Here is a 24,150-nt window from a genome sequence, read left to right on the forward strand (position 1 = left end):
TAAACGCCCGGCCTTGGCCGAGCGCGAGAAATTCTTATTACAGCCACTTGCCGATTTTGATGACCGGTCAGTCAGCAGCGTCACATTCTAGCGGAGATGAACCGCAAACGTCGCCAGAGAAAGCCTACAACAACTCCCCAAGACGGCCATGCAAGCGTTGCGGCAGGTTTTCCTGAATCTCGATCAGCGCCCGCTGAATCGCACTTTGAAAGCCTTGCGTGCTGGCAGAGCCGTGACTCTTTACCACAATGCCCTGCAACCCGAGAAAGCTCGCACCGTTGTGCCGGGCAGGTGCCAGATCAGCCTGCAAACGCTTGAGCAAAGGCATCGCTAATGCTCCGACCGCCCTGGACAACACATTTTGCCTGAACAAGGTTTCAATTCGCGCAGAGATCATGCTCGCCAACCCTTCGCTGGACTTCAGCACGATATTGCCGACAAAGCCGTCACAAACAACGACATCTGCCTCACCGCGATACAACCCGTCACCTTCGACAAAGCCTGTGTAGTTCAAGCCCGGCGCAGCCTGCAAAAGGCTCGCAGCCAGCTTGACCTGCTGATTACCTTTGATGTCCTCAGTCCCGACATTGAGCAGCGCGACCTTTGGCCGCACCACACCCAGCGCTTCTGCCGCAACCGACCCCATCACCGCAAACTGATAGAGATTTTCGGCACTGCAATCGACGTTCGCCCCCAAATCCAGCAACTGACAATAACCGCGCTGGGTTGGTATGGCGGCAACCATGGCTGGCCGATCAATACCCGGCAGGGTTTTCAACACAAAACGCGAGAGCGCCATCAGGGCCCCGGTATTACCGGCACTGACACAGGCTTGAGCCTGCCCACTTGCCACCAGATCCAATGCCACGCGCATCGAAGAATCAGGCTTGCCACGCAACGCCTGAGAAGGCCGCTCGTCCATGGCAATCACTTCGCTGGCGTTCACAACGCGCAGACGTGAGCGATCCACACCTGAATGGCGGGAGATCAGTTCTTCAATAAGGGGGGCTTGACCCACAAGGATCAGATGGAGCGAGGGCGTAGCAGACAGGCACGCAAGGCTGGCCTGAACAATGTTGCGGGGACCGAAGTCCCCGCCCATTGCGTCGATCGCGATGATCGGAGCGGACAAGAAATTACTCGTCAGCGCCCTTGTCGATCACTTTACGACCACGGTAAACACCTTCCGGCGAAACGTGGTGACGCAGGTGAATTTCACCAGTGGTCTTTTCTACCGACAGAGTGCTTGCCTCAAGAGCGTCGTGCGAACGACGCATGTCACGGGCAGAGCGGGATTTTTTGTTCTGCTGAACAGCCATAATTGATTAACTCCTAAACGTTTGGGTCACGCTTTAACTGCGCCAATACACTGAACGGGTTGGACCGCGTTACCTCGTCCACGCTCGGTTCGGGCTCATCGAGACCCGCCGGCTGCTGGCATTCTTCCGGATGATGAGCAGGCACAATGGGCAAGGCGAGCAAAAGCTCCTCCTCGATCAATGCCAGCAGATCCAATGGATCTTCGCCCAGTTCCAGCACGTCATAACCTTTCGGTAACGACTGGGTATTCGCACCCTCCTTCACCACGGCGTAACTGCACTCGCTGTGGATCGGCAGGGTGACCAGCTCAAGACAACGCTGGCAAACCATTTTGACTTCGACGTCGATTGCACTGTGGATAACCACGGAGCGACGTTCGTCACGCTCAAAAATGAATTTGGCCTGCACCGTACCGACGGTGTCGGAAAGCGGGTCGCAGAGTCTCTCCAAATCAGCCAGCAGCACTTCACCTTGAAGGGTAGTGCCACGATCAGCCAATTTGCGCGGGTCAACGTGAGGTGGAATCGGGTCATTCAACATAGGCGCAGCATTCTAGGGACGACCCCAAGGCATGTCAAAGGAAATTCAGACCAATAATCCTGCACAAGACTGATTAGAATCAGTTTTCACTTTCTGGAGAACCGCATGTTGCCTTTACTCCTCGCTTCCAGCTCACCTTATCGCCGGGAATTGCTCGCCAGACTGCGCCTGCCGTTCGTCTGCGCGTCGCCTGATATCGATGAAAGCCACCGACCCGACGAGAGCGCAGTGGAGCTGGTACGTCGCCTCGCGGAAGAGAAAGCCCGTGCGCTCGCGACCGAATACCCCGGACATTTGATTATTGGTTCTGATCAGGTTGCTGTGCTGGATGACAAGATTCTTGGCAAGCCTCACACGTTCGAGCGTGCGCGGGATCAGTTGAGCAATGCCAGCGGGTCTAGTGTGACCTTTTTGACTGGTCTGGCGCTGTTTAATAGTTCGACAGGGCTGTGTCAGGTTGATCATGTGCCGTTCACGGTTCATATGCGCACTCTGGACCAGGCGAGTATCGAGCGTTATTTGCATGCGGAGCAGCCTTATGATTGCGCGGGTAGTTTCAAGGCTGAGGGGTTGGGTGTCAGTCTGTTTCGGAGTACCGAGGGGAGTGATGCTACGAGTTTGGTTGGTCTGCCGCTGATTCGGTTGGTGGATATGCTTATAAAGGAAGGCGTGCAGGTGCTCTGATTATTTGTGCAGTGAATGTTGTGTACATATCCGTTACCGCGGGCGTGACTGATATTGGTTGCGCGTTTACAGCGCGTCACTTTTGAAAGGAGCCCAAAAGTAACCAAAAGGCTCTTGCCCCACCACTTGGTGCCTCGCTGTCGCTCGGCATACCCGAACACAGATTCTGAACCGTGGGCCGCCGCAACGGGCCATCCATGGCCCAATGCGGCTAACCCGGCATCCTTGCCGGGTTGCCCACGGCTCAGAATCTGCGTTCGGCCAGCGTGGTTTAACGGGGCGCCTCAGATCAAAATCAAAAGCGTGGCGGCCTGATAGCCGACCTGGATGCGCGAGCTTACCCAGCCATGGTGCTCAGTGGTCGACATCTGCGGAATAAAAAAACCGACCAATGGTCGGTTTTTTTTGTTGGCTACGATTCGCAATCAGCGAAGCGTCGGCCCTTTGAAGCCTGCCCACATTGCGATTTGGTCAGCCACGCTGGCGCCCAGTTTTTTCGAGAAGCGATCGAACGGGGATTCCTGGACGGTGAAGTCGACCATTTCTTTTTCGCCGATCACTTCACGTGCGACGTAGCTGGAGCTGCCCAGTCCGTCGATCAGGCCCAGCGGCAAGGCTTGTTCGCCCGTCCAGACCAGCCCGGAGAACAGTTCAGGATGATCTTTATCCTTCAGACGGTCGCCGCGCCCCTGTTTCACGCTGGCGATGAACTGACGATGAGTCGTGTCCAGCACGCTCTGCCAGAAGGCGGTTTCGTCTTCTTTTTGTGGCTGGAACGGATCGAGGAACGACTTGTGCTCGCCCGACGTGTAGGTACGACGATCAACACCCAGCTTTTCCATTGCGCCGACAAAGCCGAAGCCTGCTGCGGTGACGCCGATGGAGCCCACCAGACTGGCCTTGTCGGCGTAGATCTGGTCAGCCGCGCTGGCGATGTAATAGGCACCCGAGGCCCCCAGGTCGGTGATCACGGCATAGACCTTGATCTCCGGCTTCTCGGCGCGCAGGCGACGGATCTCATCGGCAACATAGCCCGACTGCACCGGGCTACCACCAGGGCTGTTGATGCGCAGGATCACGCCTTTGGTTTTCGGATCTTCGAACGCCGCACGCAGGCTGCCAACGATGTTATCGGCGCTGGCAGGCTCCTTGTCGGCGATCATGCCTTCGATCTGGATCAGCGCGGTGTGATGCGCACTGCCAGAGGCGCTCTTCTCGAAATCGCCCAGCGGCGTGAACAGGAACAATGCCGTGATCAGATAAAGGAAGGTCAGGCACTTGAAGAAAATCCCCCAGCGACGCGAGCGACGCTGCTCCTGGATGCCTGCCAGCAAGGTTTTTTCCAGCAACTTCCAGCTCTTCGCATCAGCCTTGCTGTCTGCGAGTTCATCCTTGTCCTGCGAAACCGGTGCTTTCCATTCGTCCGACATTTATTTACGACCCCAACAATGAAGACTGACGACTGCGATCACCCAGCCAGGTGCGCAGCTCGGAAAAATGTTCGATAGCCAGACGCGGCTCGTAGGTACGCAATGAATCCAGTGACTGTGCGCCATAGCCGACAGCCACTGAATCCATACCAGCATTACGCGCCATCAACAGATCGAACGAAGAATCACCCACCATCAGCGCCCGCCTCGGCTCAACCCCGCAATGCTGCAGGATTTCATTGAGCATCAGCGGATCAGGCTTGCTGGCGGTTTCATCCGCAGCGCGGGTGATGTCGAAATAATCGAGCCAGTCATGGGCCTTGAGTACACGATCAAGGCCGCGACGCGCCTTGCCGGTCGCAACGGCCAGCTTGTAACCCTCGGCGCGCCAGCCCTCAATGGATTCGCGCACCGCCTCGAACAAAGGCGAGGCAACGTCGTTATCCATGGCCATATAGCTGTCGGCGTAATGCTGACGGAAGTCGATCAGGTCATTGCCGGTGATGTCCGGATAAAGCGTACGAATCGCTTCGGGCAGCCCCAGACCGATAATGCCTTTGATCGCCTGCTCATCACGCTCCGGCCTGCCGCTCTCGACAGCTGCGGCGCGCATGGCGGCGACGATACGACCAATGGAGTCGGCCAGCGTGCCGTCCCAGTCAAAAATCAACAAATCGTACTTCGATGATTCAAAATCAGGTCGCACTCAAACGCTCCACTGTCTTGGCCCACATCTCATCTACGGGTGCCTGCAATTTAAGCTCGCCACCATCCTGCAGTGGCACGGTCAACATGTAAGCATGCAGGAACAAGCGCTTGCCGCCCAGATCACGAATCTCGCGACTGAAGTCTTCGTCGCCGTATTTGGTATCACCCGCAATCGCGTGTCCCGCATGCAGTGTGTGCACGCGAATCTGGTGAGTGCGACCCGTCACCGGCTTGGCCTCGACCATGGTGGCGAAATCTCCGAAGCGGCGCAGCACTTTGAAAATTGTCAGCGCCTCCTTGCCCTCGTCATTGACTTCGACCATGCGCTCACCGGAACGCAGGTTGCTCTTGAGCAATGGCGCGCTAACGCGCTTCTGGGCGGTATCCCAACGACCGCGCACCAACGCCATGTAGCGCTTGTCGACGCCGTCTCCCCGCAACGCTTCGTGCAAATGGCGCAACATGCTGCGCTTCTTGGCGATCATCAGCAGACCGGAAGTATCGCGGTCCAGGCGGTGCACCAACTCCAGCTCTTTGGCGTCCGGGCGCATCTGCCGGAACGCCTCGATGACGCCGAAGTTAAGGCCGCTGCCGCCATGCACGGCAATACCTGCGGGTTTGTTGAGCACGATCAGCGCCTTGTCCTCGTAGACAATCGCCGCCTCAAGACGCTGCAGCAGCCCCTGGGCGACAGGCACGGGCTCATCCCGCTCCGGCACACGTACCGGCGGAACCCTGATGATGTCGCCTGCCTGCAACTTGTACTCGGGCTTGATGCGCCCCTTGTTCACCCGCACTTCGCCTTTGCGCAAGATGCGGTAAATCAAGGTCTTGGGCACGCCTTTGAGGAAAGTGACAAGAAAGTTATCGATACGTTGACCGGCATATTCCGGCGCAACCTCTACCAGCTGGACGCCGGGGGTTGGAGGGGTGATATTCGTCATGGCGCAAATCATAACAATTTTTTATGGATTTGAAGCACTTAATGATTGCTGCTATAGTCGCGAACGCCGCCAAAAGCGGCCTGGACAGCGGACAAACGGTTTATGACCGGCCCTGCCCTACGCAATTCACGAGGACGCGAGGCCGTCCTACGGGGCTTTCGGTGACAACGGATTGGCTGCAAACGTAACAAGCGCAGGTGACATGAGGCCTGATAGACGCCAGATCGCAGAGTTATCACTCGCCTTCAGAGCTAAAAAATCACGGCCAGTTCACAAAGTGCAGTCGTTTACAGACGCTCCGAGCGAATGTTTCGGAAACAAACGCCTTAAGCCATGATGCGCGACCCTCCCTCTGGAAGGCCGCGGTAAATGCCAACCCGTTGCGGATTCTGCGCACGGCAGCACCCGAATTATCAGGGATACGTGTAGGGTGGAGACGCACAACCATCGGACTGTGTAGCACAAGGCTTGTTTTAGACGCTTCATCTCGTCCGCTACCGATGGTCGATTCCTCCTCCTGACAAAGCTTTTGCTGAAAGGGTGTCTTTTGTCACCACAGCAAGCAGGAAACGTCGTCGCGACTTCGGCCCCGTTGGCCGTAATCTCGCTAGACACTGGAGTGTCCAACCACTCCTGACGTGCCCTGACACCGACCGTGAGAAGTCGTGTGTGCCGAACGCCGTTTCCGGCAGCCCGGAAACCGACGGTACTACATGAAAAGAATGCTGATTAATGCAACTCAACCCGAAGAGTTGCGCGTTGCACTGGTAGACGGCCAGCGCTTATATGACCTGGACATCGAGTCCGGTGCCCGCGAGCAGAAAAAGGCCAATATCTATAAAGGCCGGATCACTCGCATCGAACCCAGCCTTGAGGCTGCCTTTGTCGATTTCGGCTCTGAGCGCCACGGCTTCCTGCCTCTCAAAGAAATCTCCCGCGAGTACTTCAAGAAAGCCCCCGAAGGCCGCGTCAACATCAAGGACGTCCTGACCGAAGGCCAGGAAGTTATCGTTCAGGTCGAAAAAGAAGAGCGCGGTAACAAAGGCGCAGCCCTGACGACCTTCATCAGTCTGGCCGGTCGTTATCTGGTCCTGATGCCTAACAACCCACGTGCAGGCGGTATTTCCCGTCGCATTGAGGGCGAAGAGCGCAACGAACTGCGCGAAGCGCTGAACGGCCTGATTGCTCCAGCCGACATGGGTCTGATCGTGCGCACTGCCGGCCTGGGCCGCAGCAGCGAAGAAATGCAGTGGGACCTCGACTACCTGCTGCAACTCTGGACCGCCATCAAAGAAGCTTCGCTGGACCGCGCCGCTCCTTTCCTGATCTACCAGGAAAGCAACGTCATCATCCGCGCTATCCGCGACTACCTGCGCCAGGACATCGGCGAAGTGCTGATCGACAGCATCGAAGCCCAGGAAGAAGCCCTGACCTTCATCCGCCAGGTGATGCCGCAGTACGCCAGCAAGATCAAGCTGTACGAAGACAGCGTTCCGCTGTTCAACCGTTTCCAGATCGAAAGCCAGATCGAGACCGCCTTCCAGCGCGTCGTTGAACTGCCTTCCGGCGGCTCCATCGTTATCGATCCGACCGAAGCCCTGGTGTCCATCGACATCAACTCGGCGCGCGCCACCAAAGGCAGCGACATCGAAGAAACCGCCCTGCAGACCAACCTTGAAGCGGCTGAAGAAATCGCCCGTCAGTTGCGCCTGCGTGACATCGGCGGCCTGATCGTCATCGACTTCATCGACATGACGCCGGCCAAGAACCAGCGCGCCGTGGAAGAAAAAGTCCGCGAAAGCCTCGAAGCTGACCGCGCTCGCGTTCAAGTCGGTCGCATCTCGCGCTTCGGCCTGCTGGAAATGTCCCGTCAGCGCCTGCGTCCATCCCTGGGCGAAAGCAGCGGTATCGTCTGCCCGCGCTGTAATGGCACTGGCATCATCCGTGACGTTGAATCGCTGTCGTTGGCCATCTTGCGTCTGATCGAAGAAGAAGCCCTGAAAGACCGTACTGCCGAAGTCCGCGCTCAAGTGCCGATTCCGGTTGCTGCTTTCCTGCTCAACGAAAAACGCAACTCGATCACCAAGATCGAACTGCGCACCCGCGCCCGCATCATCATCCTGCCGAACGATCACCTCGAAACGCCGCATTTCGAAGTTCAGCGTCTGCGTGATGACAGCCCGGAAGCCCACACCCTGCAGTCCAGCTATGAAATCGCTGCCGCTGCTGCTGAAGTGGAAGAAGTTCAGCCAGCTGCCGCCACCCGGACCCTGGTTCGTCAGGAAGCTGCAGTCAAAACTGCTCCACCGCGCGCCAACGCTCCGGTTCCGGTTGAGGCAGCCGCTGCTGCTCCAGCGCCAGTCGCTCACGAGCCAAGCCTGTTCAAAGGTCTGGTCAAATCCCTGGTGAGCCTGTTCGCCACCAAGGAGGAGCCAGCCGCACCGGTTGTGGTTGAAAAGCCTGCCGCCGAACGCCCTGCGCGCAACGAAGAACGCCGCAACGGCCGTCAACAAAGCCGTGGACGCAACAACCGTCGCGACGAAGAACGCAAGCCGCGTGAAGAACGCGCCGAACGTGCACCACGCGAAGAGCGTGCTCCACGTGAGGAACGCGCACCTCGTGAAGAACGTGCACCGCGTGCTCCACGTGAAGCCATCGACGAAAACAATGCAGCACCGCGTGAAGAACGCCCGGCCCGCGCACCGCGTGAAGAGCGCGCACCTCGTGCACCACGCGCGCCACGTGAAGACCGCAAGCCGCGTGAAGAGCGTGTACGTGAACTGCGCGAACCTCTGGATGCCGCTCCGGCAGCCGATGCTCCGCGTGAAGAGCGTGCACCTCGCGAGGAACGCGCTCCACGCGAAGAACGCCAGCCACGTGCGCCGCGTGAAGAACGCCAGCCTCGCGCCGAGCAGGCCGCAGCTGCGGTCAGCGAAGACGAAGTGCTGCCGAACGAAGAACTGACGACCGAGGATCATCAGGACGGTGCAGAAGGCGATCGCCCTCGCCGCCGCTCCCGTGGTCAGCGTCGTCGCAGCAACCGTCGTGAGCGCCAGCGTGACGCAAACGGCAACGTGATCGAAGGTTCCGAAGGCGCTGAAGAAGAAGGCAGCGAATCCGGTAACTCCGATCAGGCAGCAGGCCTGGCTATTACCGCAGCCACCGCAGCCGTTGCCAGCAGCGTCATCAGTGCACCCGCCGAAGCCGAAGCTCACCGCCAGGCCGAACGCGCTACCGCTACCGTTGACTCTACTGACTCGTCTTTCGTACCGCAGGCTGTTATCGAAACCCCTTCGATCCAGACTCCAGCGTTCGAAGCACCGGTTGAAGCACCGGCAGTAGAAACGCCTGCTGTTGAGGCTCCGGTTGCTCAAGACGCACCGAAAGCCGAAAAAGCTCCGGACGTTGAAGTGCAGTCTGCTGAAGTGCCAGCGGTTGTCGAAGCGGCTCCTCAGGTCATCGCTGAAGCCCCGGCTCTGGCTGCACAGACCGAGCTGTTCGAAGCGCCACACGCAGAACGTGTTGTCCCTTTCAAGCCAACGCCAGAGCCGACAACGCCTGTCCCGCAGGTTGAGGAAGCAGCACCGGCTCGCGAAGAGGCTGCGGCCACTTCGTCGGCTGAACTGCCAACTCCAGCGCCAGTAGTTGCCGAGGAGCCTGCTCCGTACGCGGCGCCTGAAGTTGTTGCGACTCCGCCTACCGCAGAAGCAGCAGTGGCAGTTGCCCCTGAAGCTCCAGCTCTGCCGGTCAGCACCAACGGCCGCGCGCCTAACGATCCACGTGAAGTGCGTCGTCGCAAGCGTGAAGCCGAGCGTCTGCAGAAGGAAGCTGAAGAAGCCGCAGCGAATACCGTTGCAGCTCCTGTGGCATCCGAAGTCGAAGCAATTCAGCCCGCAATCGAAGCAGTAGAACCTGCTCCGGTTGCCGAGCAGAACCTGCACTCGACTGACGAAGCCGTCCAGCACCATGAAGCCAAGGAAGAGAGCACCGAGCCTAAACCCCTCGCTTGATCCTTGACTGAATAAAAAGCCCCACCTGTGAAAGCAGGTGGGGCTTTTTTATGGGCGAGATACTGTGGGGAGCTCCTACAGGATTGGGATCAACCTATGAATGCGCTATGAGGGAACAAACACCAACCGATCCGGTACATCCACATCCCAAAGCACACCCGGATCATCCACCTCCACCTGCTGAACACAACCCTCTCGAAACAACCGCCTGGCCCCCTGATCACCGCTCAACCCCTTCAAAGCCGGACCGTACTGGCGACCGAATCCTACTGGATGGCCACGCTCTGTCTTCAGGACGGGTACGGAGATTCGTCCGTCTTCCAACGAAGCAACAACCTTATGCAGGGTCTGAGGCAGGATAAAAGGCATGTCGCCCAGAACGATCAGCCAGGCACGATGATCGGGCTCGGCAGCCACGGCTGCGGCGATGCTGTCGCCCATACCCGCTGAAGCCAGCATGATCAGCTCACAGCGATAGTGGTGAGCAAGCGCGATGATCTGTGAACAGTCGGGCCGGGTAATCACCAGAACCTTGTCGACAACCCCTTGCAGGTTAACGAGCGTCTGCTCCAGGACCGGACGCGCTGTTCCATCACGCCCCACACATTGGGCAAGCAACTTGCTCTGCCCGTCCCCGGCAACCGCTTGAAACCGGGTGCCTTCACCGGCAGCGAGGACAATGGCGCACACAGTGTTGGTCATGGTTGCTCCTGCGGGATCGTTCAACTCAATACAGATTGGGTTCCATTTCCAGCGCAACACCAAAGCGTTTGGCGATGTCAGCCTGGATGCGTTGCGCCAAAGCGTGCAGCTGCAAGCCCGTCGCCTGCCCGTAATTGACCAGAACCAATGATTGCAGTCGGTGAACACCGGCATCGCCTTCGCGATAGCCCTTCCAGCCAGCCTGTTCAATAAGCCAGCCGGCGGCAAGTTTCACCTGACCGTCAGGCTGTGGATAACCCACCAGCGCAGGATACGTTCGGCGGATCTGCTCGGCCAGCTCGGCAGATACCAGAGGATTCTTGAAGAAACTGCCGGCATTGCCCAACACTGCCGGGTCCGGAAGCTTTTCACTGCGTATCGCACAGATCGCCGCACTGACATCACGCGGCGTCGGCTGCTTGATGCCCTGCTCTTCAAGACGCTGGCGCACAGGACCATATTCAAGGTGCAAATGAGGATCACGGGTGAGAAGGAAGCGCACCCGCAAAATCACCCAGCGCCCGATCTCATGCTTGAACAGACTGTCGCGATAACCGAAAGCGCACTCCTCCAGAGAGAAATCACGCAGTTCGCCCGTCTGACGGTCAAGCGCTGTCAGGCCGTGAAACACATCCTTGATTTCCACCCCGTAGGCGCCGATGTTCTGCATGGGCGCAGCACCCACGGTACCCGGGATCAGGCTCAGGTTTTCCAGCCCGGCGAGCCCCAACTCAAGGCATGACAACACGAACGGATGCCACGGCTCGCCTGCTTCAGCCTCGATAATTGCCTGCAGGCAATCTTCCCGCAGGATACGTATGCCGCGACTGGCCATGCGCAAGACCAAGGCCTGCACATCACCTGTCAGCAGTAAGTTGCTGCCTCCGCCGATCACCATGAGCGGCAGATCATGCTCAGCACTGTAGGCCAGAGCGTCGCGCACATCGTCGTCGTTATGCGCTTCGGCAAACATCTGTGCTTTTACATCAACGCCGAACGTGTTGAACGGCCGGAGCGAAACAGCAGACTGCGGTTGCAACGTCAAATCTCCAGCAAGCGACGAACGCGCTCAAGGTCTTCTGGCGTATCGACGCCGGCAGGTGGTGCTTCCAGCGCATCAGCGACATGAATCCGGATGCCATGCCAGAGCGCACGCAACTGCTCCAGACTTTCAGTATTCTCCAGCCAGCATGGCCCCCAGCTCACGAAGTCATGCAGGAACCCTGCGCGGTAAGCGTAGATTCCGATATGTCGACGATAAGGCACGCCCGCAGGCAATTGCTCGCGATCGCTGGCCAGTGCGTCCCGGGCCCAAGGCAACGGCGCACGGCTGAACGTCAGGGCAAGGCCGTTGATGTCAGACACGACCTTGACCACGTTCGGGTTGAACAACGCCGCTACGTCATCAATTGGCTCGGCCAGCGTCGACATCCGGGCTTCAGGGTGGGCAGCAAGATTGTCGGCGACCTGATCGATCACCGCAGGCGGGATCATCGGCTCGTCGCCTTGCACGTTGACCACGATAGCATCGGCTTCCAGGCCCAACTGTGTGGCGACCTCGGCCAGCCGGTCAGTACCGGAGTTGTGATCGTCGCGAGTCAGCAGCACTTCAGCGCCAAAGGCCTTGCAGGCCTCAACGATGCGCGCATCATCCGTTGCGACAACAACCCGCGTCGCGCTGCTCTTGCGTGCCTGTTCCCAGACATGCTGGATCATCGGTTTGCCAGCAATCTCTTTGAGCGGTTTGCCCGGAAATCGACTGGAGCCGTAACGCGCAGGGATAACGACCGTAAATGCTGCTGTCATTTGTCCAGGCGCTCGTCAGTGCTCAGCGTGCGCGCTTCGCTTTCGAGCATCACCGGGATGCCATCGCGAATCGGGTAAGCCAGGCCAGCGCCTTTGCTGATCAGCTCGGTTTTATCGGCGCTGAGCTTCAGCGGCCCCTTGCAGATAGGGCAAGCGAGGATGTCGAGTAATTTGGTGTCCATAAGAAATCCTGAGCGAATCATGGCAAAAGACGTAACAACTGCGAATCGAACCAACTGATAAAAGCATCGGATGGCACCGCATCCACAGCCAGGTACCACCAGTCATCCGCCGCGAAAGGCCGGCACTTCACGGCATCCTTCTCGGTCATGACAACAGGCAGCTCCGGAGAAAAAGTCAGCGCCTGAGCACTGAAAACAGCATGGTCGGCAAACGCGTGGTTGACCGGCCGCCAGTGTAGCCCTTCGAGAGTATTGAAGAAACGCTGCGGATTACCGATACCGGCCACGGCGTGAAGTGCCTGCCCGGCCGGGAAGAATTCCAGCGACTGACGCTCGCCGCTGCGCAGATTGACCAGCGCCGAAGGTTGCAACTGAAAGGCATAGCCGTCGTCCCGATCAGCGCTGGTTCCGTTGTAGAGCAACGCATCAACACTTTCGAGACGCTCGACAGGTTCGCGCAGCGGGCCTGCGGGTAGACAACGGCGATTACCCAGCCCACGAGCAGCATCGATCAGCACCAATTCAAGGTCTCGCGCCAGCCGGTAATGCTGCAGGCCATCGTCGGAAAGAATCAGATCCAGCGACTCACTGTCGAGCAGCGCTTGCACGGCACGGCTGCGATCAGGGTCGATCATCAACGGCACGCCGCTGCGCTGTACGATCAGCAAAGGTTCGTCGCCTGCCTCGCTGGCGCTCTGCTCGCCGGTTACACGCCACGGCAGACTCGGCGGTTTAGCGCCGTAACCACGGCTGACCACCCCGACACGCAGGCCTTTTTGGCGGCAGTGTTCGATCATCCACAGGATCAACGGTGTTTTGCCCGTTCCGCCGATAGTGATATTACCGACGACAATAACCGGCACAGGGGCCTTGTAGATCTCGCCCTGCCCCGCCAGAAAACGCTCACGCTTGCCCTGCACGACGCGCCGATAGAGGCTCTCCAACGGACGCAACAGCATCAGCGCCGGATGGCCGTTGTACCAGGCGTCAAGCAAGCGGTCAGAAAGTGCCATTAGTTAGCCGGTGCGGCTTCGACCGTGGTCATGCGCAGGTGGCTGAAACCCAGCTTGCCTGCGGCGTCCATGGCGGTGATCACCGACTGGTGCGGGGTTTTACCATCGGCACTGATCGACAGCGGCAGGCTGGTATCACCGGCAGACTCACGCTGAAGCGCATCGATCAGGGTCTGCAGATCGTTTTTCGGCAGCAACTGGTTGTTCACCGAAAAGACGCCGTCAGCATTGATAGTGATGTCCAGATGCTTGAGATCGGCATCCGTTTCCGGAGCGCCGGTTACCGCCTGCGGCAAGTCGACGCGCAGTTGGGTTTCGCGAGTGAAGGTCGTGGTCACGATAAAGAACAGCAGCAGGATGAACACCACATCAATCAACGAAACAAGGTTGATGTCGATGTTCTCCCTGACCTTGCGACGACGAAACTTCACTTTTTACGACCCTCGCCCCGAGCCTGCGACTTGAGGTCGATTTTTGGATCGTTCAGGTCAACTTCGCGATCACCCTGCACCACTTCCACCAGTTTGATGGCTTCCTGTTCCATGCCGACCACCAGCTCGTCGACGCGGCTTTGCAGGTAACGGTGAAAGAAGATTGCCGGAATCGCAACGATCAGGCCTGACGCCGTACAGATCAGCGCTTTGGAGATACCGCCCGCCAGAACCGAGGCATTGGCCGTATTGCCGGTGGCATTGAACGAACCGAAAATGTCGATCATGCCCAGCACCGTACCCAGCAGACCCAGCAAAGGGGCCATTGCAGCGATGGAGCCCAGCGCACTGAGATAACGCTCCAGATCATGAATGACCCGGGCAGCAGCCTCTTCAATGCACTCTTTCATGATTTCGCGGCCATGCCGTGAATTGGCCAGGCCTGCAGCAAGGATTTCACCCAGAGGGGAATCGGCACGCAGTTGCTTGAGCTTTTCCTTGTCGAGCTTTTTGTCCTGAATCCACTGCCAGACTTGCCCTACCAGATGCGGCGGGGTAATGCGGCTAGCACGAAGGGTCCAGAGGCGCTCGATGATAATGCCGACCGCAGCAATGGAACTCAGAATGATCGGCAGCATCATCCAGCCGCCAGATTTGACCAGTTCCCACACAGTGACGACTCCCTCGAAAAATTGGCGCCACTCTATCATAGGGTCGGCGACTCGCCGAAGCCTGCGATCGATATCCTTGCGTCAGTCACGCCAGAATCGCCTCTCGGCCCGCTGCGACCGGGGCTTGTCGAAGGTCCCGAGGTGCAGGCTGATCGCACCCAGTTCGGCGCTGTCCCAGGTGGGAATGCCGAACCATTGATAGCGCGCCATGATCAATGGATGCGGGTGCCCAAAGGCATTATTGCGACCTCGGGAAATCAATACGCCGCGAGGGGCGACCGAGCGCAGAAAGCTTTTCGATGAAGAAGTGCGACTCCCGTGGTGCGGCGCTTGCAGCCAGTCGGCGCTTACATCGCGGCCACTGTCGATCAGCGCTTGCTCGGCCTCGACGTCGATATCCCCGGTCAACAACAAGCGCTCGCCTTGAGCATCGATCATCAGCACACAAGAGGCCTGGTTACCCTCTCTGGCATCCCCCCAGCGCCAGGTTGAAAACAGCACACCGTCCCACTCCCAGCGCTCGTCATTGCTACACAGTTGCGCGTTCAGCAACGGCGGCAACCTTTCCAGCTCACCTCCCAGCACTCGCATGACCGGCAAGCCTTGATGGACCGCCTGCGCGCCACCGGCGTGATCCGCGTCGGCGTGGCTGATCAGCATCAGATCAAGTTGGCGTGCGCCGGTCTTGCGTATGGCGGGCAGCACGACGCGCTGCCCGATGTCGAATTCACCGAAACGTGGCCCGGCGTCATAGAGCAGGGTGTGGTGTCGGGTGCGCAAAAGAATCGCCAAACCCTGCCCCACGTCCAGTTGCAACACTTCGACTTGCCCGTGCGGCACGCTTTTCAGCGGCGGGAACACGCAAAGCAGCAACAACGGCCAACCCAGCCCGCGCAACGGCACACCGCCGGGCAAGAGCAACAACACGCCGCCCAGCAGGCTCAGCAGCCAGGCCCAGAACGGGATGGCACTTGGCACCCAGGCAGGTAACCACTCAGCAACCCAGCCGAGAAACGTGAACAACCACTCCAGCGCACCGCCTGCCAGCCATAGCAACCCTTCTCCCAGATACGGAACCGGCAGGAACAAGGTCCCGAGCAATGCAGGCGGCAGGATCAGGAAGCTGACCCAGGGCACCGCGACGAGATTGGCAAACGGACCACTCAAACTGATGGGCAGGTTCAGCGCCAGCAACACCGGTAACAGACCGATGGCGATCAACCACTGGGCGCGCGTCCAGCTTTGTAACCAACTCCAGGCACCCAGCCGCCCACCGAATATCAGAATCAGAATCGCCACGGCGATAAATGACAGCCAGAAACCCGGCTGCAAACTGGCCAGTGGCTCAAACACCAGCACCACATTGAGCGATACCAGTAGCGGCCCGACGGCCCCCAGATGACGAAAGCGCAACCGCCAAAGCAAAACCATACCGACCATGACGCACGCCCGACGCACCGGCACTTCAAAGCCTGCAAGCAAGCCGTAACCGAGCGCGGCACTGAACGCCAACCCGCACGCCCATGGCAACCACGGCAAGGCCCGCGGCCACAGCCCCCAGCGCGCCAGCCCGGCGATAAACGCGTACATCACACCCGCCAACAAGCCCACATGCTGGCCGGAAATCACCAGTAAATGCACGGTGCCGGTGTCCTGCAGTATCTGCCAGTCAACCGCACTCAAGCCCGATCCATCGCCCAGGACCAAAGCCGCCAGACCGCCTTCGCGTCCTTGTGCATCCACCGCCAACAAGCGCTGGCGTATCGCGTCACGCCAGCCGGACGCAGCAGACTTCAGCAACTGCCCATCAGAGACGGTCCCCGTTGCACCGATACGCTGGGCGAGGAGCCAGGCTTCGTAATCAAATGCATGCGGGTTGGCCAGTCCGCCCGGGCGCTTGAGCTTGACTGCCAGACGCCAGTGTTCACCACTGCGCACCTGTGGACCGCCGTACCAGGCTACCCGCATGCGCTCCGGCAATCTGAAGCGTCTGGATTGCAGCCCTTCCAGCTCAAAGCGCACCACACCTTCGGTTGACGCAGGCAAACCGACGACCTTGCCTTGCAACCAGACTGTCTGGCCATCCAGCGCGGGCGACAAGCGATCATCCAGCGCCCATTGCGCCGAGATGCACGCCCAACTGAAGCCGAATAAAAACAAAGCGATGGGGTACGTGCGAAACGGCAACAGCATCAAGGCCAGCACCGGCATGACGAACAACAGCCACAGTGGCGGCAAGACCGGTAAAAAGCGTAGCGCCAGTAACCCCAAGGCCAACGCGAACATCCCTGTACGCATAGCGCCCATCCCGATAACGTCGAAGACACCCTTACGGCTTAGCTCAGTGAGGTGAAGATGTCGGGATCAAGTGTCACAAGGTCTTAGGCGGGAGGGCTATTCGAGGTATATCGAGGCGAAAAAAAACGCCCGTCTTGCGAGGGGCGTTTCTTATGACTGCTGACCTTTACTGCGGCTTGCGACGACCGAAACCCGGGCGCTGGCCCGAACCCGATGCCGGGCCACGACGCTTGCCGGACGGCGCGTCATCGACCAGATTGATGCCTGGGCGCTTAGGCGACGGCTTGGCCGGGCGTTTGTTCATATCGCTCGGACGCTCAGCCACTGGCGTGCCACGGCTGTTGTCGGTACGCGTATCGCTGCGGCCATTGGCTGGACGCGGCGTGCGCGGCGCCGACTTGTTAGGGTCGTTGCGCTGACCACGGCCGGAATCCGAACGCGGCGCTGCTGGACGCTGGGCGCGATCACGGTCACTGCCGGTCACTTGCGGCTGACGTGGAGCACGCTCGCCAGTCGGAGCACCGTCCTTGGCCGGACGCAGGGTGCGCACGCGCTCGCTTTTGCCCAATGGACGGGAAGACTGACGCTGCAAGCGCTCCATCTTGTCCTTGGTCTTGGCGTTCATCTGCGGTTGAGCCACAGGTGTGAGGCCTACTTCAGCACTGAGGATATCCACCTCGTACTGGCTCATTTCGCGCCAGCGGCCCATCGGCAGGTCGGAGTTGAGGAACACCGGCCCGTAACGTACGCGCTTCAGACGGCTGACCACCAGCCCCTGGGATTCCCACAGGCGACGCACTTCACGGTTACGGCCTTCCATCACCACGCAGTGATACCAGTGGTTGAAGCCTTCACCGCCCGGCGCTTGCTGGATATCGGTGAAACGAGCCGGACCGTCTTCAAGAACAACGCCAGCTTTGAGCCGCGCGATCATGTCATCGTCCACTTCGCCACGCACACGCACAGCGTATTCACGGTCCATTTCGAAAGACGGGTGCATCAAACGGTTGGCCAGCTCACCATCGGTGGTGAACATCAGCAAACCGGTGGTATTGATGTCCAGACGACCGATATTGACCCAACGGCCCTCTTTTGGACGCGGCAGGCGATCGAACACCGTCGGGCGACCTTCAGGGTCGTCACGGGTACAGATTTCACCGTCCGGTTTGTTGTACATGATGACGCGGCGCACCGTTTCGGCGGCCTCTTCGCGTTTGATGACGCGGCCGTCAACGGTAATCGCATCGTGCAGATCGACGCGCTGACCGAGGGTCGCGTCCTTGCCATTGACCTTGATACGGCCCTGGCTGATCCAGGCTTCAACGTCGCGACGCGAGCCTACGCCAATACGTGCCAGAACCTTCTGCAGCTTTTCGCCTGCGGGTCCGATTTCCTGGCTGTCCTGCTTGTCTTGTTCACTCATCTGGGCACCTCCCGGTGTGTCGATTCAGGGGACGCCGAGGACCGGCGCAACCTGTTGCCTGGGCTGTGGATAGCCACGAGGCGTAATACTGAAAAACTTCTGGCGCTAAACTCATCACGAGCAGAATCGCCAAAAGGTCGCGAATCATACGCTCACATAACGCGTTGCGCATCAGAGGCTAGTCGAAAAATTGCGGCTTACTTCTTTTTCCGCCGACCGGCACTCTTGAAACCCTTCATGCGCACAGCCGCTTCTTTCAGCACGTCGCGGCGCTCATCCTTGTCCATCTTTTTCCAGGCCTTGATTTCTTTCTTGCTGCGGCCACAGCCAATGCAGATGTCGGCGTCGAATTTACAGAGGCTGATGCAGGGGTTCTTGGTGTCGCTCATGAGTGGTGCACCGCCTGAATGAACGCTGTTTGCCCTGTAGGAGCTGCCGAAGGCTGCGAAAGCGATTTGTCTGACCCACTGCTTCGCAGCCTTCGGCAGCTCCTACAGGGGATCGCTACCGTCCTCTGGTTTTTCATCTGGCTCATCCGGCAGCAAATCATCGAAGTCGATCTTCAGACCCTGCTCCATCGAGTCGAGTTCGACCAACAGGCTGCGGAAGCTCGTCTCGTCTCTTGGCGGCTCCGGTTCTGCGTCCGGATCGATGCTCGCGTCGGCCATCGCCTGCAGGTGCGCGGGCACCGGAGCGTCTTCGAAATCCAGAACGGGGTCCGGCTCCAGCTCACGCAGATCAGCCAGCGGCGGCAAGTCGTCGAGATTTTTCAGGTTGAAGTGGTCGAGAAATACCTTGGTGGTCGCAAACATCGCAGGCTTTCCCGGCACCTCGCGGTATCCCACCACCCTGATCCACTCGCGTTCCAGCAGGGTTTTCACGATATGACTGTTAACCGCAACACCGCGCACATCCTCAATTTCACCCCGGGTAATGGGTTGGCGATAAGCAATCAACGCCATGGTTTCCAGCATGGCTCGGGAATAGCGCTGCGGACGCTCCTCCCAAAGACGACCGACCCAAGGGGAAAACTTTTCGCGAATCTGCAGGCGGTAACCGGAAGCCACTTCCTTGAGTTCGAAAGCCCTGCCCTCGCAGGACTTGCCCAGTAACTGCAGTGCTTTCTTGAAGACCGGCGGCTCAGGACGCTCGCCTTCCTCGAACAGTTCGTAAAGGCGTTCCAGCGATTGCGGCTTGCCCGAGGCCAACAGGAAAGCTTCGAGCAGCGGAGCCAGCTCGCGAGGTTCGTTGAGATTCATTGTTCAGCTCTTATTCGGCTCGCGCCCGCACATGGATGACCGCAAAGGGCTCGTTCTGTACCAATTCCACCAATGACTCCTTGACCAGCTCAAGCACGGCCATGAACGTCACGACTACACCGAGGCGCCCCTCTTCGGCGGTAAAGAGTTCGGCAAATGGCACAAATCCGCCGCCTTTCAGCCGCTCAAGCACATCACTCATGCGCTCACGGGTCGACAAGGCCTCACGGCTGACCTGATGGCTTTCAAACATGTCGCCACGGCGCAGCACTTCGGCCATGGACATCAACAACTCTTCAAGGCTGACTTCAGGCAACAACTTGCGCGCCCGGGCTTCGGGAGCGTCCAGCTTGGGCACGACGACATCACGCCCTACGCGGCTCAACTGGTCAATACCTTCGGCGGCGACTTTGAAGCGCTCGTACTCCTGCAACCGGCGGATCAGTTCGGCGCGAGGGTCGTCTTCCTCCTCTTCGGCTTCGGCAGAACGCGGCAGCAGCATGCGCGACTTGATTTCCGCCAGCATCGCGGCCATCACCAGGTACTCTGCAGCCAATTCCAGGCGCACCGTTTTCATCAGCTCGACGTAGCCCATGTACTGCTTGGTGATCTCCGCCACCGGGATGTCGAGGATGTCGATGTTCTGCTTGCGGATCAGGTAGAGCAGCAGGTCGAGCGGGCCTTCAAATGCCTCAAGAAAGACTTCCAGCGCATCCGGCGGGATATACAGATCCATTGGCATCTGCGTGACCGCCTGGCCGTAGACCATGGCGAACGGCAGTTCTTGTTGAGCGTCGGCCTGACTGTCAACGGCTTCTACCGTAGCCATCAAGCCTCGACACCAAACGGTGACGGATCGCCGCAACCGACACGAACGACCTCAGGCTCATCGCCGGTCAGGTTGATCACAGTCGAAGCAGCAATCCCGCCCATGCCGCCATCAATGATCAGGTCAACCTGACGTTCGAGGGCCTGGCGCATCTCGTAGGGATCGCTTAGCGGCACGCTTTCCCCCGGCAGGATCAAACTGACGCTCATCAACGGCTCGCCCAACTCCTCAAGCAAAGCCTGGGCGATAGGATGTTTGGGTACCCGCAGGCCGATCGTCCGGCGCTTGGGATGCAGGATCAGCCGTGGCACCTCCCGCGTGGCGTTCAGAATGAAGGTGTAAGGCCCCGGCGTGTGGGCCTTGAGTGCGCGAAACGCACCGGTATCGACTTTGGCGAACAGCCCCAGTTGGGACAGGTCGCAGCACATCAGCGTGAAGTTGTGCTTGTCGTCCAGCTGGCGCAGACGGCGAATGCGCTCGATGGCGCTTTTATCACCGAGCTGACAACCCAGGGCGTAGGAGGAATCTGTTGGATAGACCACCAAACCGCCCGCTTTAATAATTTCCACAGCCTGTTTGATCAGGCGCGGTTGCGGGTTCTCCGGGTGGACCTGGAAAAATTGACTCACGGTATCTTCCTGTTCAGAAGGCAGCAGTAGACTGATCATGTTTGAACCGGGACCAAAGGGGCGGCAGGTCTTCCGGCACCGGACGATAGATACCTATCTCGGACCAGCCACCAGGAGCATGGAAATCACTGCCGGCGGTTACCAGCAGGCCAAACTCACGCGCCAGAATGGCCAGGGTTCCAACCTGTTCGGCAGGTTGCAGGCCATTGACGACTTCAATCGCATGGCCACCCGCTTCAAGAAACGTGGCGACCAGCTTACGACGCTTGCTACGGGTGAAATCATAATGCGAGGGGTGCGCAAGACTGACCCAGGCGCCGGATTCACGCAAGGTACCGACGGTCTCCTCAAGCGTGGGCCAATGTTGTTTCACATCGCCCAGTTTGCCCGCGCCCAACCATTTACGGAAAGCTTCGGCGCGGTCCTTGACGAAACCTGCGCGCACCATGAAGTCCGCGAAGTGCGGACGAGCCGGAGCATTACCACTGTCGCCCAGCTCTTGCTGAATAGCGCGAGCACCTTCCAGCGCTCCAGACATACCTTTGATCGCCAATTTGCGACTGATTTCTTCGGCGCGCAACCAGCGACCGTCATGCAAACGGGCGATTGCAGCCACTAAAGGTGGTGCATCCATGGCGAAACCATAGCCGAGAATATGGATAGTTGCCCCACCCCAGGTGCACGAAAGCTCGACCCCGTTAACCAGTTGCATACCCAGTGAAAGCGCCGCAGTCCGGGCTTCTTCGAGACCTTCAAGGGTATCGTGGTCAGTCAGGGAAAGGACGCGCACGCCATTCTCGTAAGCACGCGCAACCAATGCCGTGGGCGCAAGAGCGCCGTCGGAGGCTGTGCTGTGGCAGTGCAGGTCAACATTCATAGGTGGCGCTTTCGCTGTCATTGATGTTTGTTATTATGCCGCCACATCCTGCTTCTGGCTGCCATTGTGAAACAATTCATCGACTTCATCCCGCTGCTGCTGTTTTTCATCGTTTACAAGATCGAACCGCGCGCCGTCGAGTTCCTGGGCAACAGCTACACGCTGGGCGGTATTTTCAGTGCGACCGCCATGCTGATCGTCAGTTCAGTGGTGGTCTACGGCATTCTGTTCGTCAAACAGGGCAAACTGGAAAAAAGCCAGTGGCTGACGCTGGTTGCCTGTCTGGTGTTCGGTAGTCTGACCCTGGCCTTTCACAGCGAAACTTTCCTCAAATGGAAAGCGCCCGTGGTGAACTGGCTGTTTGCGCTGGCCTTTGCCGGAAGCCATTTCATTGGCGACCGTCCACTGATTCAACGCATCATGGGGCACGCATTGAGCTTGCCGAAAGCAATCTGGACCAAGCTGAACATCGCCTGGATCATCTTCTTCCTGTTCTGCGGCGCGGCCAACCTTTATGTGGCGTTCACTTATCAGGAATTCTGGGTCGACTTCAAAGTATTCGGCAGCCTGGGCATGACGCTGGTATTCCTGATCGCTCAGGGCCTGTACCTTGCCAAGCACATGCATGACCCTGCTTCCGCACCGCCCCCAACGAAAACCGAGGACTGACATGCTCTACGCAATCATTGCCACAGACGTCGAAAACTCCCTGGAAAAACGCCTGAGCGTGCGCCCGGCTCATCTGGACCGCCTGAATGCGCTCAAGGACGAGGGGCGCTTGATTCTCGCCGGGCCAAATCCGGCCGTAGACAGCAATGATCCTGGTGCCGCGGGGTTCTCCGGCAGCCTGATCGTGGCCGAGTTCGAGTCCTTGAGCGCTGCAAAGACCTGGGCCGAAGCTGATCCGTTCGTCAAGGCAGGCGTCTACGCCAACGTTGTTGTGAAGCCCTTCAAGAAAGTCCTGCCTTAAATCTTCCCCGCGCTACCCCCTGCAATCGCTGCCGCTCCTGGCAGCGATTACAAAATCTCCCGCTCTGACGCTAATCATTCTCAACGCCCTGCCGACAACCTGCTGAATGTTCTATAAAAACCGTTCTATAAGAACACTGCCGTCTAAAAATGCGGCCGTTGAAACACGGACGCTGAAACAGGAGTTCAGATGCGGGCATGTCTACTGGCTGTTGTGTTGGCAATGGGTGCGACTACCGTCCAGGCCGAGGAAACGAGTGGTTCCGGTACCTCCTATGCGTTACCGCTGCCGACCACTGCCGCCCAGATCAGTGATCTTCAGCAGCGCCTGAAGGAAAGCGAGCGCCAGCGCGAAGAACTCCTCAAGCAGGTGCAGAACGCTGACGCCGCACGCGAGAGCGCCCAACTCGGTCGCCTGCGCCAGGAGAACCAAAGGCTCAAGTTACAGCTCAAAGAAGCACAATCGGCCGAACCGCAACGTATCCTGACCGAACAGCAACAATGGTTCGTCACCGGAGGGGGTGTTGCGCTGATAGCCCTCCTGTGCGGTATCTTTGCCCGCGGTGGACGTAAGCAGCGTCGACAGTGGCTAAATTGAGTGAGACATGAGCGAGCTGTTACTTATTGATGATGACCAGGAACTCTGCGAGCTCCTGAGTAGCTGGTTGAGCCAGGAAGGCTTTCTGGTCCACGCCTGCCACGACGGCAACAGTGCCCGTCGCGCCCTTGCGGAATCCGCACCCGCTGCGGTCGTTCTGGATGTCATGCTCCCCGACGGCAGCGGCCTGGAACTGCTCAAGCAGTTGCGCAGCGATCATCCGGACTTGCCGGTATTGATGCTGTCTGCACGCGGCGAGCCTCTGGACCGGATTCTGGGTCTGGAACTGGGTGCCGATGATTACCTGGCCAAACCCTGCGACCCTCGCGAGCTAACCGCCCGCCTTCGCGCAGTACTGCGCCGTAGCCATCCGACAGCCGTATCGACACAGCTGGAGCTGGGAGACCTGAGCTTCAGTCCGGTGCGCGGCGTGGTAATCATCAACGATCAGGAGCTGGTTCTGACCGTCTCAGAAAGCCGTTTGCTCGAAGCCCTGTTGCGCCAGCCGGGTGAGCCGCTGGACAAGCAGGAACTGGCGCAATTGGCATTGGGCCGCAAGCTGACCCTTTACGATCGCAGCCTGGACATGCACGTCAGCAACCTGCGCAAGAAAATCGGCCCGCACCCTGACGGCCGCCCGCGAATAGTGGCGTTGCGTAGCCGGGGTTATTACTACAGCGTGTAGTCACTTGGACGCTGCATCCCGGCAGGAACAGTGCTTATGTGGCAGAGCTTGTGTGGGAGCAGAGCTTGCTCGCGATAAGGGCACCGCGATCGACAATGAACCGCGTCCAGCCTTATCGCGAGCAAGCTCTGCTCCCACAAAA

General features: G+C 58.9%; 26 protein-coding genes. 6 read left to right on the top strand and 20 right to left on the bottom strand.

From position 1 onward, the window contains the following. Positions 1–124: 124 nt before the first annotated feature. The 3 genes from plsX to EE949_RS14715 are packed head-to-tail and all read right to left on the bottom strand — an operon-like array spanning position 125 to position 1,860. Positions 125–1,132: a phosphate acyltransferase PlsX gene (gene plsX, locus EE949_RS14705; RefSeq protein ID WP_122664941.1), complete on the bottom strand. Its 1,008-nt coding sequence runs from the start codon at positions 1,130–1,132 to the stop codon at positions 125–127. Between the two features lie 4 nt (positions 1,133–1,136). Then, positions 1,137–1,319 (bottom strand): 50S ribosomal protein L32, encoded by a 183-nt coding sequence (gene rpmF, locus EE949_RS14710; RefSeq protein ID WP_002552688.1) that lies wholly within the window; start codon positions 1,317–1,319, stop codon positions 1,137–1,139. Between the two features lie 13 nt (positions 1,320–1,332). Then, complete coding sequence (locus EE949_RS14715) at positions 1,333–1,860, bottom strand: YceD family protein (RefSeq protein ID WP_122664942.1); 528 nt, start codon at positions 1,858–1,860, stop codon at positions 1,333–1,335. Positions 1,861–1,965: 105 nt separating this feature from the next. Between EE949_RS14715 and EE949_RS14720 the strand changes: the two genes are divergently transcribed. Beyond that, positions 1,966–2,544 carry a Maf family protein gene (locus tag EE949_RS14720; protein WP_122664943.1) on the top strand — a complete coding sequence of 193 codons (579 nt, stop codon included), beginning with the start codon at positions 1,966–1,968 and terminating at the stop codon, positions 2,542–2,544. Between the two features lie 425 nt (positions 2,545–2,969). On the opposite strand, the gene EE949_RS14725 is transcribed toward EE949_RS14720, so the two are convergent. From EE949_RS14725 to rluC, 3 genes are read right to left on the bottom strand one after another with little or no spacing between them, the layout of a single operon-like run. Further along, positions 2,970–3,974: a S49 family peptidase gene (locus EE949_RS14725; protein ID WP_122664944.1), complete on the bottom strand. Its 1,005-nt coding sequence runs from the start codon at positions 3,972–3,974 to the stop codon at positions 2,970–2,972. Between the two features lie 4 nt (positions 3,975–3,978). Then, complete coding sequence (locus tag EE949_RS14730; protein WP_122664945.1) at positions 3,979–4,680, bottom strand: HAD-IA family hydrolase; 702 nt, start codon at positions 4,678–4,680, stop codon at positions 3,979–3,981. Further along, positions 4,670–5,626 carry a 23S rRNA pseudouridine(955/2504/2580) synthase RluC gene (gene rluC, locus EE949_RS14735; protein ID WP_027901075.1) on the bottom strand — a complete coding sequence of 319 codons (957 nt, stop codon included), beginning with the start codon at positions 5,624–5,626 and terminating at the stop codon, positions 4,670–4,672. Before rluC ends, EE949_RS14730 begins: the two co-directional genes overlap by 11 nt. Positions 5,627–6,348: 722 nt before the next feature. Here rluC and rne point away from each other — a divergent pair. Continuing rightward, positions 6,349–9,636: a ribonuclease E gene (gene rne, locus EE949_RS14745; protein WP_205504997.1), complete on the top strand. Its 3,288-nt coding sequence runs from the start codon at positions 6,349–6,351 to the stop codon at positions 9,634–9,636. Between the two features lie 105 nt (positions 9,637–9,741). Here rne and EE949_RS14750 read toward each other — a convergent pair whose 3' ends face one another. The 14 genes from EE949_RS14750 to EE949_RS14815 all read right to left on the bottom strand — a co-directional run bounded on the left by EE949_RS14750 (position 9,742) and on the right by EE949_RS14815 (position 21,756). Continuing rightward, on the bottom strand, positions 9,742–10,338 hold the full coding sequence (locus tag EE949_RS14750) for a nucleotidyltransferase family protein (protein WP_122664947.1): 597 nt from the start codon (positions 10,336–10,338) through the stop codon (positions 9,742–9,744). A gap of 25 nt (positions 10,339–10,363) precedes the next feature. Then, a complete protein-coding gene (gene murB / locus EE949_RS14755; RefSeq protein ID WP_122664948.1) occupies positions 10,364–11,383 on the bottom strand; it encodes a UDP-N-acetylmuramate dehydrogenase in 1,020 nt (339 codons plus the stop codon). After that, positions 11,380–12,144, bottom strand: a complete 765-nt coding sequence (gene kdsB / locus EE949_RS14760) for a 3-deoxy-manno-octulosonate cytidylyltransferase (protein ID WP_122664949.1) — start codon at positions 12,142–12,144, stop codon at positions 11,380–11,382. Before kdsB ends, murB begins: the two co-directional genes overlap by 4 nt. After that, positions 12,141–12,326: a Trm112 family protein gene (locus tag EE949_RS14765; protein WP_007931663.1), complete on the bottom strand. Its 186-nt coding sequence runs from the start codon at positions 12,324–12,326 to the stop codon at positions 12,141–12,143. The genes kdsB and EE949_RS14765 overlap by 4 nt, the downstream gene beginning before the upstream one ends. 17 nt (positions 12,327–12,343) lie before the next feature. Continuing rightward, positions 12,344–13,339, bottom strand: coding sequence for a tetraacyldisaccharide 4'-kinase (lpxK, locus tag EE949_RS14770; protein WP_122664950.1), 996 nt, complete (start codon positions 13,337–13,339; stop codon positions 12,344–12,346). Further along, positions 13,339–13,770: an ExbD/TolR family protein gene (locus EE949_RS14775; RefSeq protein WP_122664951.1), complete on the bottom strand. Its 432-nt coding sequence runs from the start codon at positions 13,768–13,770 to the stop codon at positions 13,339–13,341. Before EE949_RS14775 ends, lpxK begins: the two co-directional genes overlap by 1 nt. Further along, positions 13,767–14,441 (bottom strand): MotA/TolQ/ExbB proton channel family protein, encoded by a 675-nt coding sequence (locus EE949_RS14780; RefSeq protein ID WP_027898764.1) that lies wholly within the window; start codon positions 14,439–14,441, stop codon positions 13,767–13,769. The genes EE949_RS14775 and EE949_RS14780 overlap by 4 nt, the downstream gene beginning before the upstream one ends. 81 nt (positions 14,442–14,522) lie before the next feature. Beyond that, entirely contained in the window at positions 14,523–16,739 is a 2,217-nt protein-coding gene (locus tag EE949_RS14785) for a DNA internalization-related competence protein ComEC/Rec2 (RefSeq protein ID WP_122664953.1), read from the bottom strand. A gap of 166 nt (positions 16,740–16,905) precedes the next feature. Continuing rightward, entirely contained in the window at positions 16,906–18,162 is a 1,257-nt protein-coding gene (gene rluB / locus EE949_RS14790) for a 23S rRNA pseudouridine(2605) synthase RluB (RefSeq protein WP_122664954.1), read from the bottom strand. A gap of 197 nt (positions 18,163–18,359) precedes the next feature. Then, on the bottom strand, positions 18,360–18,551 hold the full coding sequence (locus EE949_RS14795; RefSeq protein WP_095093414.1) for a DUF1289 domain-containing protein: 192 nt from the start codon (positions 18,549–18,551) through the stop codon (positions 18,360–18,362). A 102-nt stretch (positions 18,552–18,653) separates the two neighbouring features. Then, positions 18,654–19,421, bottom strand: a complete 768-nt coding sequence (gene scpB / locus EE949_RS14800; protein ID WP_122664955.1) for an SMC-Scp complex subunit ScpB — start codon at positions 19,419–19,421, stop codon at positions 18,654–18,656. 10 nt (positions 19,422–19,431) lie between these two features. Further along, positions 19,432–20,130, bottom strand: a complete 699-nt coding sequence (locus EE949_RS14805) for a segregation and condensation protein A (RefSeq protein WP_205505018.1) — start codon at positions 20,128–20,130, stop codon at positions 19,432–19,434. 119 nt (positions 20,131–20,249) lie between these two features. After that, positions 20,250–20,879 carry an L-threonylcarbamoyladenylate synthase gene (locus tag EE949_RS14810; RefSeq protein WP_122665004.1) on the bottom strand — a complete coding sequence of 210 codons (630 nt, stop codon included), beginning with the start codon at positions 20,877–20,879 and terminating at the stop codon, positions 20,250–20,252. Between the two features lie 13 nt (positions 20,880–20,892). Continuing rightward, complete coding sequence (locus EE949_RS14815; RefSeq protein WP_122664957.1) at positions 20,893–21,756, bottom strand: PHP domain-containing protein; 864 nt, start codon at positions 21,754–21,756, stop codon at positions 20,893–20,895. 66 nt (positions 21,757–21,822) lie between these two features. On the opposite strand from EE949_RS14815, the gene EE949_RS14820 reads away from it, so the two are divergent. From EE949_RS14820 to EE949_RS14835, 4 genes are all read left to right on the top strand, one after another. After that, on the top strand, positions 21,823–22,425 hold the full coding sequence (locus tag EE949_RS14820; protein ID WP_122664958.1) for a septation protein A: 603 nt from the start codon (positions 21,823–21,825) through the stop codon (positions 22,423–22,425). Position 22,426: 1 nt separating this feature from the next. Next, on the top strand, positions 22,427–22,726 hold the full coding sequence (locus EE949_RS14825; RefSeq protein WP_122664959.1) for a YciI family protein: 300 nt from the start codon (positions 22,427–22,429) through the stop codon (positions 22,724–22,726). 189 nt (positions 22,727–22,915) lie between these two features. Further along, entirely contained in the window at positions 22,916–23,323 is a 408-nt protein-coding gene (locus tag EE949_RS14830; protein WP_122664960.1) for a translation initiation factor 2, read from the top strand. 7 nt (positions 23,324–23,330) lie between these two features. After that, positions 23,331–24,008, top strand: coding sequence for a response regulator transcription factor (locus EE949_RS14835; protein WP_122664961.1), 678 nt, complete (start codon positions 23,331–23,333; stop codon positions 24,006–24,008). The last annotated feature ends 142 nt before the right edge of the window (positions 24,009–24,150 follow it).

Source organism: Pseudomonas viridiflava (assembly GCF_900602065.1).
Classification (GTDB): domain Bacteria; phylum Pseudomonadota; class Gammaproteobacteria; order Pseudomonadales; family Pseudomonadaceae; genus Aquipseudomonas.

Bases quoted from the DNA above. Each gene is read 5' to 3' on its own strand.
- rpmF (WP_002552688.1), bottom strand. From the start codon at position 1,319: ATGGCTGTTCAGCAGAACAAAAAATCCCGCTCTGCCCGTGACATGCGT.
- EE949_RS14715 (WP_122664942.1), bottom strand. From the start codon at position 1,860: ATGTTGAATGACCCGATTCCACCTCACGTTGACCCGCGCAAATTGGCT.
- EE949_RS14720 (WP_122664943.1), top strand. From the start codon at position 1,966: ATGTTGCCTTTACTCCTCGCTTCCAGCTCACCTTATCGCCGGGAATTG.
- EE949_RS14725 (WP_122664944.1), bottom strand. From the start codon at position 3,974: ATGTCGGACGAATGGAAAGCACCGGTTTCGCAGGACAAGGATGAACTC.
- rluC (WP_027901075.1), bottom strand. From the start codon at position 5,626: ATGACGAATATCACCCCTCCAACCCCCGGCGTCCAGCTGGTAGAGGTT.
- rne (WP_205504997.1), top strand. From the start codon at position 6,349: ATGCTGATTAATGCAACTCAACCCGAAGAGTTGCGCGTTGCACTGGTA.
- EE949_RS14750 (WP_122664947.1), bottom strand. From the start codon at position 10,338: ATGACCAACACTGTGTGCGCCATTGTCCTCGCTGCCGGTGAAGGCACC.
- kdsB (WP_122664949.1), bottom strand. From the start codon at position 12,144: ATGACAGCAGCATTTACGGTCGTTATCCCTGCGCGTTACGGCTCCAGT.
- EE949_RS14765 (WP_007931663.1), bottom strand. From the start codon at position 12,326: ATGGACACCAAATTACTCGACATCCTCGCTTGCCCTATCTGCAAGGGG.
- lpxK (WP_122664950.1), bottom strand. From the start codon at position 13,339: ATGGCACTTTCTGACCGCTTGCTTGACGCCTGGTACAACGGCCATCCG.
- EE949_RS14785 (WP_122664953.1), bottom strand. From the start codon at position 16,739: ATGCGTACAGGGATGTTCGCGTTGGCCTTGGGGTTACTGGCGCTACGC.
- rluB (WP_122664954.1), bottom strand. From the start codon at position 18,162: ATGAGTGAACAAGACAAGCAGGACAGCCAGGAAATCGGACCCGCAGGC.
- EE949_RS14795 (WP_095093414.1), bottom strand. From the start codon at position 18,551: ATGAGCGACACCAAGAACCCCTGCATCAGCCTCTGTAAATTCGACGCC.
- scpB (WP_122664955.1), bottom strand. From the start codon at position 19,421: ATGAATCTCAACGAACCTCGCGAGCTGGCTCCGCTGCTCGAAGCTTTC.
- EE949_RS14815 (WP_122664957.1), bottom strand. From the start codon at position 21,756: ATGAATGTTGACCTGCACTGCCACAGCACAGCCTCCGACGGCGCTCTT.
- EE949_RS14825 (WP_122664959.1), top strand. From the start codon at position 22,427: ATGCTCTACGCAATCATTGCCACAGACGTCGAAAACTCCCTGGAAAAA.
- EE949_RS14830 (WP_122664960.1), top strand. From the start codon at position 22,916: ATGCGGGCATGTCTACTGGCTGTTGTGTTGGCAATGGGTGCGACTACC.
- EE949_RS14835 (WP_122664961.1), top strand. From the start codon at position 23,331: ATGAGCGAGCTGTTACTTATTGATGATGACCAGGAACTCTGCGAGCTC.